11 protein-coding genes and 1 tRNA gene are annotated in these 12188 nt (G+C 62.0%); 1 reads left to right on the top strand and 11 read right to left on the bottom strand.

All coding sequences use genetic code 11. From position 1 onward, the window contains the following. Positions 1 to 91: 91 nt before the first annotated feature. From ACNPN0_RS04160 to ACNPN0_RS04110, 11 genes are all read right to left on the bottom strand, one after another. Positions 92 to 164: transfer RNA gene (locus ACNPN0_RS04160), tRNA-Ala, on the bottom strand. 72 nt (positions 165 to 236) lie between these two features. Beyond that, positions 237 to 617, bottom strand: a complete 381-nt coding sequence (gene rsfS / locus ACNPN0_RS04155; protein WP_105658500.1) for a ribosome silencing factor — start codon at positions 615 to 617, stop codon at positions 237 to 239. Between the two features lie 57 nt (positions 618 to 674). After that, positions 675 to 2051, bottom strand: a complete 1377-nt coding sequence (locus ACNPN0_RS04150; protein ID WP_434690675.1) for a hypothetical protein — start codon at positions 2049 to 2051, stop codon at positions 675 to 677. Positions 2052 to 2133: 82 nt separating this feature from the next. Continuing rightward, a complete protein-coding gene (gene nadD, locus ACNPN0_RS04145; protein WP_105658499.1) occupies positions 2134 to 2739 on the bottom strand; it encodes a nicotinate-nucleotide adenylyltransferase in 606 nt (201 codons plus the stop codon). A 2-nt stretch (positions 2740 to 2741) separates the two neighbouring features. Continuing rightward, complete coding sequence (locus ACNPN0_RS04140; protein WP_105658498.1) at positions 2742 to 2954, bottom strand: hypothetical protein; 213 nt, start codon at positions 2952 to 2954, stop codon at positions 2742 to 2744. Positions 2955 to 3072: 118 nt separating this feature from the next. Further along, the gene (locus tag ACNPN0_RS04135) at positions 3073 to 4359 is read right to left on the bottom strand and encodes a glutamate-5-semialdehyde dehydrogenase (RefSeq protein WP_105658497.1); all 1287 of its coding nucleotides are present in this window, start codon (positions 4357 to 4359) and stop codon (positions 3073 to 3075) included. A 16-nt stretch (positions 4360 to 4375) separates the two neighbouring features. Then, positions 4376 to 5533, bottom strand: a complete 1158-nt coding sequence (proB, locus tag ACNPN0_RS04130; RefSeq protein ID WP_448937285.1) for a glutamate 5-kinase — start codon at positions 5531 to 5533, stop codon at positions 4376 to 4378. A gap of 3 nt (positions 5534 to 5536) precedes the next feature. Beyond that, on the bottom strand, positions 5537 to 7126 hold the full coding sequence (obgE, locus tag ACNPN0_RS04125) for a GTPase ObgE (protein WP_105658495.1): 1590 nt from the start codon (positions 7124 to 7126) through the stop codon (positions 5537 to 5539). Between the two features lie 124 nt (positions 7127 to 7250). Next, positions 7251 to 7505 carry a 50S ribosomal protein L27 gene (gene rpmA / locus ACNPN0_RS04120; RefSeq protein WP_013349162.1) on the bottom strand — a complete coding sequence of 85 codons (255 nt, stop codon included), beginning with the start codon at positions 7503 to 7505 and terminating at the stop codon, positions 7251 to 7253. Between the two features lie 48 nt (positions 7506 to 7553). Further along, the gene (gene rplU / locus ACNPN0_RS04115; RefSeq protein ID WP_013349163.1) at positions 7554 to 7862 is read right to left on the bottom strand and encodes a 50S ribosomal protein L21; all 309 of its coding nucleotides are present in this window, start codon (positions 7860 to 7862) and stop codon (positions 7554 to 7556) included. A gap of 228 nt (positions 7863 to 8090) precedes the next feature. Beyond that, positions 8091 to 10934, bottom strand: coding sequence for an Rne/Rng family ribonuclease (locus tag ACNPN0_RS04110; RefSeq protein WP_434691323.1), 2844 nt, complete (start codon positions 10932 to 10934; stop codon positions 8091 to 8093). A gap of 606 nt (positions 10935 to 11540) precedes the next feature. Here ACNPN0_RS04110 and ACNPN0_RS04105 point away from each other — a divergent pair. After that, positions 11541 to 12164 carry a vitamin K epoxide reductase family protein gene (locus tag ACNPN0_RS04105; protein ID WP_434690682.1) on the top strand — a complete coding sequence of 208 codons (624 nt, stop codon included), beginning with the start codon at positions 11541 to 11543 and terminating at the stop codon, positions 12162 to 12164. The last annotated feature ends 24 nt before the right edge of the window (positions 12165 to 12188 follow it).

The raw sequence follows: 12188 nt of genomic DNA, 5'->3' as shown, positions 1-12188 counted from the left end.
CATCGCGGGCACCGGCGGTGGGCAACACGGTTTGTGGAAAACAAAAAATCCTGAAATCCCGGACGAACCGAAATTTCAGGATTTTAATTTGTGGAGGTAAGGGGATTCGAACCCCTGACCTTCTGCATGCCATGCAGACGCGCTACCAACTGCGCCATACCCCCAAAAGGATTGCTGCCCTGATCAGGCAACTCCATAATCATAGATGACTACCTGATCAGGATGCAAATTGAGGGTTACTTCTGGTTTTCAGAAAGTTCCTCAGGCAGCTCGATGACTGGGCAGTCGGCCCACAGGCGTTCGAGCGCGTAGAAGATGCGGTCTTCCTGGTGCTGAACGTGGACGACTACGTCGCCGTAGTCCAGCAGGACCCAGCGGCCCTGGCCGAAGCCTTCACGGCGGATCGGACGCATGCTGTACTCGTCGAGCACCTCAGCGACGATTTCGTCGACGATTGCGTTCACCTGAGGTTCTGATCCACCAGAGACAATCAAGAAAGCGTCGGTGACGCCCAAGCGGTCGGCAACGTCCAGCGCGACCATGTTTTCTGCCATCTTCTCGGAAGCCGCGTGCGCGGCAACCTTCACGAGGGCAATTGATTCTGCGTGTGCTCCCATAGAGTGGGGTGTCTCCTTATAGAGGTGTAGATCGAGAACCTAATTGTCCTACGAAAACTAGTTGCCAAGCAACATGATCAAGCCAGCAATCAATGCTGCACCGCCCACGCTGAGGGCGACGATCATCGCGATCAGCATGTTATTGGCGCGGCGGAGGCCGTGCGCCTGCACGTCAAGTGGCTGCAAGCCCTGTGCATTGACCGCATCGATGCGTGGCATGTCAACGTCCGGGGCCGGTCGGGCCGTATGGGTTTTAGCCTTCTGATCCGCCGGCGCCTTTGGCGCAGGCTTAGCGGCTGGTTTTGCAACTGGCTTGGCTGCAGGCTTGGCCGGTGCCTTGGCCGCAGGCTTGGCGGGGGCCTTCGCTGCGGGTTTGGGCGCCGGCTTGGCCATAGGCTTCTTGGCTGCTGGTGCCGCTTCGTCCTTCTTGGAACTGAGCTTGCCGCCGGCGTTGAAGTCCAGCGAAACACTCTGCGTCTTGGGCCCTTGCACGCCGGTTTTGGCGATGCGGTCCTCGACCTCGCGAATGTTGCCCATGGCGCCGGTGAAAGGATCGGAGGCCTTGTCGTCCTTGCCCTGGTTGGCATTCTGGATGCGCAGGCGTTCACGTTCCGCGGCACGGCGGGAAATGATGGCCGCGCGGGCTGCCATTTCACGCTGGTGGGCGAGCACTTCGAGATCGATCTCGGAGTCGTCCTCCCCCAGCAGGTTTGGATCGACCGGGGTCTTCGGCGCGTGGGCACGGCGGGCGGCTAGCGCCTGCTCGACGCTCATGACCGTAGTCTCCGGGGCGTCTTCCTTGGGCGCAGGCTTCTTGGCGGCCGGGGCCTTCGGCTCGGCCTTGCCCTGGTCTGCCAGCGCCTGGAGGCGCAGTTGACGGCGGGTCAGCGGCTTAGGTTCCTCCGCGGGGGCGACCGTTGGAATATTAGTGGTCAGCGCGCCGACCTCTTCTTCCAGGCGACGACGCTCGCGCAAGGCCTCGCGGTCACGGGCACGGCGCAACGACGCCCGTTCGCCCAGGGACTCTTCGGACTGTGATGCGCTAGCTGGCTCAGCTGCAGGCTTTGCGCTGGGAGCCTTGGCTGGGGCTCCAGCAGGCTTGGCCGCTTCTGGCTTGGCACCAGCGGCCTTGGCGGCTGGCTGGGCCGGCTTGGCTGGAGCTGGTTTTGCCGGCTCTGGCTTGGGTGCAGGCTTGGCCGGCTGCGGCTTGGCTGGAGCTGGTTTGGCTGGCTCTGCCTTGGGTGCCGGCTTGGCCTTTGGGGTCGCGTCAGATTTCGCTGGCTTCGCCGAATCCTCGGCCTTTTCCGCGCTTTTCGACGCGTGCTCCTTGGCTGCCTGCTCGGCCTTGCTGTTGGCCAGCAAAGCTTCCATCTCAGCACGTCGTTTTTCGCGCAGAGCTCGCCTGCTTGAAACCGGCTGCGAGTTATCGCTCATCCTGATGCTTCTCCCGACCGCATAGACAAATACCGTCACCCTTACCTAGAGATTATGCCGTGCTACCCCACCTTATGTGAGGTTACGACTCGGTATACAGCCCATATTTTGCAATGTACTGCACCACACCGTCCGGCACAAGATACCAAACCGGCTTGTCGGCGGCGACACGCTCCCGGCAATCGGTAGAGGAAATTGCCAGTGCCGGAATTTCCAATTGCGAGACATTGTCGCGACCCACATCCGCGATGACATAGCCAGGGCGGCTCACGCCAACGAAGTGGGCGAGGTCGAAGACCTGGTCGATGTCGCGCCAGCTCATGATCTGGCTCATCGCGTCGGCACCGGTAATGAAGAAGAGCTCCGCATCCGGGCGCAAGGCGCGCAGATCGAGCAAGGTGTCACGCGTGTAGGTGGCGCCTTCGCGGTCGACGTCGACCCGGCTTACGGTGAAGCGCGGGTTCGACGCGGTGGCGATCACGGTCATCAGGTAGCGGTGCTCGGCGCTGGTGACCTGGCGATCGGCCTTCTGCCAAGGCTGGCCGGTGGGCACGAAAACGACCTCATCCAGACCGTACTCGGCGGCTACCTCGCTGGCAGCGACCAAGTGGCCATTGTGGATGGGGTCAAAAGTACCGCCCATCACGCCGAGGCGCAATGGGCGGTCTTGAGGCTTTTGCTCTGCCAAGACTAGTGGCTATGCGGTACGTGAGTCTTGAACTGGCGGTGGGTGTCCTCTGGTTCAGGCTTTGCCTCGTGGCGGTTGCCTACGTTGGTGTAGGAAACGGTAATCAGCAGCAGGACCATCAGTGCTGCGAAGATGCCACCACCGACGATCACAGCGAAAGTGTGAGGATCCATGCCGGTGGAAGCGGCTTCCGAAGCCAAAATCAGCGCGTTCAAGATAATTCTCCAGTCGTTTTCACGAGTTCGCTAAGCCAGCAACCTGGGCGGCTGGATCAGTAGCTCGAAAAGTAACGGTACGTTTCTTCTACATCGTACCGAAAAGGGCGGTCAGAAACTATTTGCGAATGTGCCCGTCGCCCTGGACGATCCACTTGGTCGTGGTCAGTTCGGCCAGGCCCATCGGTCCGCGAGCGTGCATCTTCTGGGTTGAGATGCCCACTTCTGCGCCCAGGCCCAGCTGCCCGCCGTCGGTGAACCGGGTCGAGGCGTTGACAATCACCGCGGCCGAGTCGATCTCCGCCACGAACTGCTCGGAAGCAGCCAGCGTGGAGGTGATGATCGCCTCGGTATGGCCGGTGGAGTAGGCGCGGATGTGCTCCAGGGCCTGGTCCATGCCATCGACGACCTTCACCGCGATGTCCAGGTCCAGGTACTCGTTGCGCCAGTCATCCTCCCCCGCCGGGATGGTCGGCAGCTGCGGAACCAGCGCGGCGGCACGGTCGTCCGTGTGCAATCTCACGCCGGCCGCGGCCAGGGCCTGCAGCACTGCCGGGGCCACAGCGGCATCCTTGTGGACCAGCAGGGTCTCCACGGTGTTGCAGACGCTGGGGCGGTGGGTTTTCGCGTTGAGCAGGATATCGACGGCCATTTCCTCGTCGGCGCTCGCGTCGAGGAAGATGTGCACATTGCCTTCGCCGGTTTCGATGACCGGGACCTTGGCGGTGGTGACCACGCGCTGGATCAGCTCGCGGCCGCCACGCGGGATGAGCACGTCGATCTTTCCGCGCGCGCCCATCATGGCGTCGGCACCGGCACGGCCGAATTCGTCGACCGAGATCACGATGTCGCGGGGCAGGGAGACGGACTCCAGCGCGTCGCGGATCACCGCGACCAGCGCCTGGTTGGAGTTCAGCGCCGCCGAACCGCCACGCAGCAGCACCGAGTTGCCGCTCTTGAGCGCCAGGCCGGCGATGTCCACGGTGACGTTCGGACGCGCTTCGTAGATGGTGCCGATGACGCCCAGCGGGACGTTGACCTGGCGCATGCGCAGGCCGTTGGGCAGGGTTTCCCCGCGCACCACGCGACCGACCGGGTCGGGCAGGCCAGCGAGTTCATGCAGCGCGGAAATCAGGCCGTCGATGCGCTTGCCATCGAGCTTCAACCGGTCCAGCAGGGCCTCGGAGGTGCCATTGGCGCGGCCGGCAGCCAGGTCCTTCTCGTTGGCGCGCAGGATCATCGCACGGTTCTGGTCGATGCGCGAAGCCATGGCAGCGAGGGCGCGGTCCTTCCAGTCGCGGTTGGCGCGCTTGAGGATCCGTGCGGCGCGGCGTGCACGGTCGGCCAGCTGGTGGACCGAGGTGGTGACGTCGGTGGTCGTTTCTTCGGTGTTTACGGCATCCATACTCATGCTCCTCATTCTAGAAAATGGGTTCGATCAAAGCTAGGTCGTCAACATGCACTACTGATCTGTCGTAACCTTCGCCCAGCTCTTCAACCAGATCCGTGGTGTTGTGTCCGAGCATCTCGGGCAGTTCATGGGAGCTGAAGTTCACCAGCCCGCGAGCGAAGGGGTTTCCTTCCGCGTCGCAGATCTCTACGGCGTCGCCAGCCTCGAATTCCCCACGGACTGCGGTAATGCCGGCTGCCAGCAGCGAGTTGGTTCCCTTTTCGATGGCCTTGACTGCGCCGGCATCCAGGATCAGCTTGCCTTCGATGGAAGCCAGGTAGGCCAGCCAGACGTCGCGGGCCGAACGGCGGGAGTTGCGGGCCGCGAACCAGGTGCCTACATCCTGTCCGCGCAGCGCCTTGGCGGCGTTGTCGGTGCTGGTCACCAGGGTGGGAATGCCCGCCGAGGAGCTCAGGGTCGCGGCATCGACCTTGGTGATCATGCCGCCGGTGCCGACTCCGGCTGCACCCGGGGTGCCCAGGTCTACCGCTTCGAGCTCGTCGGGGTGCTCGATGGTGGTGATGCGACTGCCGCCGTCATCAGGGTGCGCGTCGTAGACCGAGTCCACGTCGGAGAAGAGCAGCAGCGCGTCGGCCTTGACCAGGTGGGCCACCAGCGAGGCGAGGCGGTCGTTGTCGCCGAAACGGATTTCGCGGGTGGCGACCGCGTCATTTTCGTTCACGATGGGCAGCACGCCCAGGTTCAGCAAGCGAACCAGGGAACGCAGCGCGTTGGTGTAGGAAGAGCGGCGCATCAGATCGTCGGCGGTGAGCAGCACCTGGCCTACGCGCTGGTCGTACTCATCGAAAAGCTGGGTGTACTGCGCCAGCAGCAGACCCTGGCCAACGGCCGCCGCGGCCTGCTGGGTGGCAAGGTCCTTGGGACGCTTGGCCAACCCGAGCGGGGCCAGACCGGCGGCAATGGCACCTGAGGATACAAGAATGACCTCGGTACCGTTGTTGACAGTTTCAGCGAGAGTGTCCACCAGGAACTTCAACCGCTCGTGGGATATCCCGCCGCTGACCGTGGTCAGCGAGCTGGATCCAACTTTGACCACTAAGCGCTTGGCTTGAGGCAGTTGGTGGGGCGAGGTAATGGCTGAAATTGTTTTGGTGGCACTTTCACTCATACTTTAATTTTCCTCCTGGGTTGCCTTTGGTTCCGCAGTCTTTCGTCCGTACTTGGAGTCAACCGATTCGGTCCAGACGCCGGCCTTGCGTTCGGCTTCCAGCTCGGCGCGAGCCGATGCCTTGGCCGCCCGGCGCTCTTCGTGCTCGGCACGCTTTTCCTCGCGGGTCTTGCGATCGCCGCGATCCTCGAGGCGGATGTCCTCGCCGCGTCGGCTGCCGCCGAGCAGTTCGGCGCCGGCTGCCATAGTTGGCTCCCAATCGAAGACCACTGCGTTGTCCTCGGCGCCGATGATTACCGCGTCCCCTGGCTTGGCACCGGCCTTGAACAGCTGGTTTTCGACACCCAGCTTGGCCAGGCGGTCAGCCAGGTAGCCGACAGCTTCATCGTTGCGGAAATCGGTCTGCATAATCCAGCGTTCCGGCTTTTCACCGATAACTCGCCACATTGGCTCAAAGTTCTGCTCCTCGCGGCGGATGGTGAACTCGGCACGCTTGGTGGTACGTGGACGAATCACAGGCACCTCGACTACTGGGGCTTCAACAACCTGTTCAGCGCGTGCCTGCTCTACCAATTCAGCCATAGCGAAGGACAGATCACGCAATCCGTTACGCGAGAGCGCGGAGATCTCGAAGACGCGGTAACCGCGTTTTTCCAACTCAGGGCGCACGAATTCAGCCATGTCGGCACCGTCTGGCATGTCAACCTTATTAAGTGCGATCAGCTTCGGGCGCTCGATCAGCGGCACGATGGTGCCGTCGGTGCCGGCGAAGGTGGAGTCGGCTTCGTAGTTGGCCAGCTCTGCTTCGATGATGTCCAGGTCGCTGATTGGGTCGCGGTCCGCTTCCAGCGAGGCGCAGTCCAGCACGTGCACGATGGCGGCACAGCGCTCAACGTGGCGCAGGAACTCGTGGCCCAGCCCCTTGCCTTCGGAGGCTCCAGGGATCAGGCCAGGCACGTCGGCGACGGTGAAGCGGGTTTCGCCTGCTTCGACGACACCCAGGTTAGGCACCAGGGTGGTGAACGGGTAGTCGGCGATCTTCGGGCGTGCCGCGGACACGGCGGCGATCAGCGAGGATTTGCCGGCCGATGGGTAGCCCACCAGCGCGATATCCGCCATGGACTTCAGTTCCAGGACGATATCCTGGCCGGTCCCGGGAATGCCCAGCAACGCGAAGCCCGGGGCCTTGCGCTTGTCCGAGGCGATGGACGCATTGCCCAGGCCGCCCATGCCGCCTATTGCGGCGATGTATTCATCGCCCGGCTTGACCAGGTCGCCGAGGATGTCGCCGTCCTTGGTCTTGATGACGGTGCCGGCAGGTACGCCCAGGACCAGGTCCTCGCCGCTCTTGCCCGGATGCAGACCGCCCTTGCCCGGCTCGCCGTTGCCGGCCTTGCGGTGCGGCAGGTGGTGGAAGTCCAGCAGCGTGGTGACCTGGGGGTCGACGCGCAGGATGATGTCTCCGCCCTTGCCGCCGTTGCCGCCGTCGGGACCGCCAAGCGGCTTGAACTTCTCACGCTTGATGGACACACAACCGTGGCCACCATTACCTGCGGTGACATGAAGGGTTACGCGATCAACGAATGCAGCCACGGGGCCATCTTCTCCTAGTACGGGGTTGCGAGGGTTACTCGCTTAAAAGTCTAACTATGCACGCAAGGGGCGGACCGAAATCGGCCCACCCCTTGTGTACTAAAAAATTTGCCTGTTGCCTGAATTAGGCAGCAGCCACAATGTTCACCACGCGGCGACCACGACGGGTGCCGAACTCGACTGCGCCAGCAGCCAATGCGAACAGGGTGTCATCCTTGCCACGGCCTACGCCGGCGCCTGGGTGGAAGTGGGTGCCACGCTGGCGAACGATGATTTCGCCTGCCTTGACTTCCTGTCCACCATAGCGCTTTACGCCTAGGTACTGTGCGTTGGAATCGCGACCGTTGCGAGTGGAACTCGCACCTTTCTTATGTGCCATGCCTTTTAGCCTCTTTCGCTACAAAAATGGATTCTACGATTGCCTGAATTAGGCGATCGAGGTGACCTTGACCTTGGTCAGAGCGGCACGGAAGCCCTGGCGCTTCTTGTAACCGGTCTTGTTCTTGTACTTCTGGATTACGATCTTCTCGCCGCGAAGGTTTTCTACAACCTCAGCGGTGACCGTGACCTTAGCCAGATCGGCAGCTGCGGAAGTTACCTTCTCGCCATCTACCAACAGCAAAGCTGGAAGCTCGATGGAGCTGCCTGGGGCAGCCTGAAGACGGTCAACGGTGATGAGGTCTCCAACGGAAACCTTCTCCTGGTGGCCGCCTGCGCGGACAATTGCGTACACCACGTGGGTACTCACTTCTACTCGACGTTTATTGTCTTACCGGCGCAGATATCGACCCGAACACCCACAAAGTGGATGCGATCCCGGGGATCTCATGCGCTTGTGCCTTGACGCCGAGCGGACCAAAAGTCCGTGATCTTGGCGTTTAGCACCGATCAACTAGATTACGCTAGTCCACACCGCTGGAGCAAATACAAACTGCCCCAGCGAGGGAAGCGTGATCAAGTTCATCTATTTCAGTTCGCGTACTGGAACACCCACACCGAGCATTACCGGTTGCCCGGCAGGCTCAGCTGGCTTATCTTTCTGCGAACCGGAGGCATCCATCTGAACTACCGAACCGGTAGCGGCGGATACCTCTGCCACGAGAACCTCTGCAGTCGCATCGCCCTGGACCGAGGTGGCCCGACGACTGCGACGCTTTGGCTTCGTGGAATTCTGTGGGGCTGCCGCGGTGGCGGCTGCTGGGACGGAAGCCGCGGGGCTGCTGGACTCAGCAGGAGCGCTGGCAGCAGGCATGGCCAGGCCGGTAAGCACCGGCTGGTCCTGCTGTGCCGCTTCCTGCGGACGCGAAGCACGGCGTGAGCGCTTGCGCGGCTGCTCCTGGGGCGTCGAGGCGGCAACAGGCTCAGGAGCAGCATGCTGTTCCTGGTTGGCCTGAGCTTCCTCGTTGCCCGAAGCGTTTTCCTCGGACTGGTTGCGGCCGCGTCCACGGGAGCGTGAACGGCGGCGCGGCTTGCGGCTGCCGTCCTGCTCGTCGCTGGACTCATCCTGGCCCGGCAACGCTGCTTCCAGCGCTTCCAGGGTAACCGAGGCCTCGGCGGCCTGCGCAGACGCCGCGGACTTGGCCACAGGAATCTGTTCGCCCTCGATGCTCACTGCGTTTTCAGCAGCGGCATCCAGGTGCGAAGCGGCGGCAATGCTGGCCAGGGCGTTGCGCGTGGCTTCGTCCTTCTCCCCTGCTGCCGGCTCCTGCTTCTCAACTGGCTTCTGCTCGTCCTTCTCGCCGCCACGACGGCGGCGGGAGTTGCGGCTTGGCTTGTCGTTGAACTTCTTGCTGTGCGCTTCGCCCTGCGAGTTGAAGCTCTTGCGCGATTCAACTGGCTCTTCGTGGGTGATGAAGCCAGCACCTGCACAGTGCTCGCACTCTTCACCGAAGACTTCGAGCAGGCCGGTGCCCATGCGCTTGCGCGTCATCTGGACCAGGCCCAGCGAGGTCACTTCAGCAACCTGGTGCTTGGTCCGGTCGCGGCCCAGGCACTCCACCAGGCGGCGCAGCACCAGATCGCGGTTGGATTCCAGGACCATGTCGATGAAGTCGATGACGATGATGCCGCCGATGTCACGCAGGCGCAACTGGCGGACCACTTCTTCGGCCGCTTCCAGGTTGTTCTTGGTCACGGTCTCTTCGAGGTTGCCTCCCGAACCGGTGAACTTGCCGGTGTTCACGTCGATGACGGTCATCGCTTCGGTGCGGTCGATGACCAGCGAACCACCCGAAGGCAGGAAGACCTTGCGGTCCAGCGCCTTGGCGATCTGCTCGTCCACACGGAAGTTGGCGAAGATGTCCTCTTCGGCTTCCCACTTCTCCAGACGGCCCATCAGATCCGGCGCCACGTACATGACGTAGGCCTCGATGGTGTCCCAGGCGTGGTCACCGGAGACGATCAGCTTGGTGAAGTCCTCGTTGAAGACGTCGCGGACCACCTTGATGGTCAGATCGGGTTCCGAGTACAGCAGTTCAGGAGCCAGGGTCTTGGTGGAGTTGGCCTGCTCTTCGATGCCTTCCCACTGCGCACGCAGCCGGTTGATATCGTTGGTCAGTTCTTCCTCGGAAGCGCCTTCGGCGGCGGTGCGCACGATGACGCCCGCGTTTTCCGGCAGGTGGTCCTTCAGGATCTTCTTCAGTCGCTGGCGTTCGACATCCGGGAGCTTGCGCGAGATGCCGGTCATCGAACCACCTGGCACGTAGACCAGGTAGCGGCCGGGCAGGGAGATCTGGCTGGTCAGCCGGGCGCCCTTGTGGCCTACCGGGTCCTTGGTGACCTGCACCAGGACCGAGTCGCCAGCCTTCAGGGCGTTCTCGATGCGGCGCGGCGCGCCTTCGAGAGCGGCTACGTCCCAGTTCACTTCGCCTGCGTACAGCACGGCGTTGCGGCCGCGGCCGATATCCACGAAAGCAGCTTCCATGGATGGCAGCACATTCTGCACCTTGCCGACGTACACGTTGCCGATCAGCGAATCCTGCTGGGTCTTGGAGACGAAGTGCTCTGCAAGCACTCCATCTTCCAGTACGCCGATCTGGATGCGGTCCTCGCGCTGGCGCACGATCATCTTGCGCTCGACGGATTCGCGGCGGGCCAGGAACTCGGCCTCGGTGATCACCTGGCGGCGGCGACCGGTTTCGCGTGATTCGCGGCGGCGCTGGCGCTTGGCTTCCAATCGGGTGGAACCGCGCACCGAAGCGACCTTGTCGTTGACCGAGCTGTGGCTTTCGATGCTGCCACGCGGGGCTCGCACACGGGTAACGGTGTTCGGCGGATCATCCTGCGAGCCGCCCTCAAGTTCCAGATCCACTTCCCCGCGGCGACGGCGGCGGCGGCGACGCGAAGTCACGTCGTCGGCATCGGCGTCTGCCTCGGGATCTGCGGCAGCTGCGCGGCGAGCAGGTTCCTGCTTCTTCGCAACAGCCTGGGCCAGAACAGCCTGAGCTGTTTCCGGCACGGCGAAAGGATTCAAAATCATGGTGCTGCCGTGTTCGGCCAGCAGCATGCCGGTCTGGTCAACGTCGTTCGCTTCCTCAACCGGTGCAACTTCCTGCTCGGCCGGGGCAGCGATTTCAGCGCTCTGCTCCTGGACGTCTTCCTGCCTGTCCTGGACGTCTTCCTGCTTGGTCGCGGCGAGCTCTACAGCCTCGTCATTCGCGGTATTGCGCACTGCCTGCGCCCGGCGTTCGGCCTGGCGGCTGGCCCGCTTAGTGGAATCAGGGGTGGAAATCTGGGTGCGGCGGGTGGCCCGCCAGCGGTATGGGCTTTCTTCGACACCGGCAGCGGCATTGAGTTCGGCCAAGGTCATGGCGCGACGCAGTGGTCGCGCGGGTGTGGTTGAAACACTGGTACGGCGGGCTCGTGTTGAACGGTTGCCCCGCTTATTACCTTGCGTTCCGCCCTTTCGTTGATTTGCTGCGCTCATTTAAATTCGCGTACTCCTACTATGTCCCGCTCGGGCATCCTCCACAGACGGCGCCGTTGCTGAAACTACAATCATCACGTGTCGCTTGGCCTACTTATCTTCCAGTAGTCCGGACACAAAAGCTCGCTATTTTCCGCGGGTTCGACGCTGGTCCAAATTTCTGAACCAGGCGCAAATCCTGCGGATCAACGTGGCCTAAGAAAACCGGCTGCTTTCCTTTGCAGCCCTACGATCCGCGGTATTCCCCCGGGAGGCGCACATATTGGGCACTCAACCGAAGCGATGCATCGCCTGTCGATCTGTTGTTTCAAAAGTCTGTCGTCGGGTTGAAAGCAGACTGTGGATCCGCGAACAACCATTCCCATTCTCTCATATTTCGTTCACGCCTTGTTCATTGCTTCTCACCAGATGCACAGAAATGCTTCCTAGGATGAAAAAGGCCTTCGCGGAATAACCCGCTTTCCTATGAACTTATGGAATAGTCAAAACATGGTTTCATCACAAGAAAATAGCCACGGCTCGGGCGTGTTGCCCTGGTGGGCTAAGGAACGCGGCTTCGGGCTGTTCATCATCGTTACGGGATTGATCTCTTGGCTCGCCGCCGGAATCCTGGTTCTGGAACGCTTGGAGTTGTACAAGAACCCCGACTACATCACCAGTTGCGACGTCAATCCCTGGATCTCCTGTGGCACCGTGATGAAATCCGAGCAGGCAGGAATCTTCGGATTCCCCAATCCCTTCTTCGGGATTGTTTGCTTCGCTGTTGTTATCGCCATCGGCTTCGCCCTGCTCGCCGGCGCAACAAACCTGAAGCGCTGGTTCTGGCTGTGCTTCCAGTTGGGCATCACCGCGGCTATGGGCTTGGTGATCTGGTTCTGGTCCCAGGCCCTGTATGAAATCAACGCCCTGTGCCCTTACTGCATGGTCGTGTGGGCCATGACGATTCCCTTGTTCGTGTTCACAACCGCACGCAATGTGCTTACCGGCGTGATTCCTGCTGGAGCCGGCGTGAAGAAGTTCTTCGCCGAGTGGAGCTGGATCATTACCGCCGTCATCTTGGCGCTCGTTGCCGCATCGGTCGTCCTGCGTTTCCCGCTCGCCTTCTTCGGCTAGAGCCCGGCTTCCATGCCCACCTGC

The organism is Glutamicibacter sp. AGC84 (genome assembly GCF_053543575.1).
Note: the sequence above shows the minus strand (reverse complement) of the source record. Positions and strands in the feature narration are given on the sequence as shown.

Coding starts and splice junctions, on each gene's coding strand:
- rpmA (WP_013349162.1), bottom strand. CDS start 7,505: ATGGCACATAAGAAAGGTGCGAGTTCCACTCGCAACGGTCGCGATTCC.
- rsfS (WP_105658500.1), bottom strand. CDS start 617: ATGGGAGCACACGCAGAATCAATTGCCCTCGTGAAGGTTGCCGCGCAC.
- ACNPN0_RS04135 (WP_105658497.1), bottom strand. CDS start 4,359: ATGGATGCCGTAAACACCGAAGAAACGACCACCGACGTCACCACCTCG.
- proB (WP_448937285.1), bottom strand. CDS start 5,533: ATGAGTGAAAGTGCCACCAAAACAATTTCAGCCATTACCTCGCCCCAC.
- ACNPN0_RS04150 (WP_434690675.1), bottom strand. CDS start 2,051: ATGAGCGATAACTCGCAGCCGGTTTCAAGCAGGCGAGCTCTGCGCGAA.
- ACNPN0_RS04110 (WP_434691323.1), bottom strand. CDS start 10,934: ATGACCTTGGCCGAACTCAATGCCGCTGCCGGTGTCGAAGAAAGCCCA.
- ACNPN0_RS04105 (WP_434690682.1), top strand. CDS start 11,541: ATGGTTTCATCACAAGAAAATAGCCACGGCTCGGGCGTGTTGCCCTGG.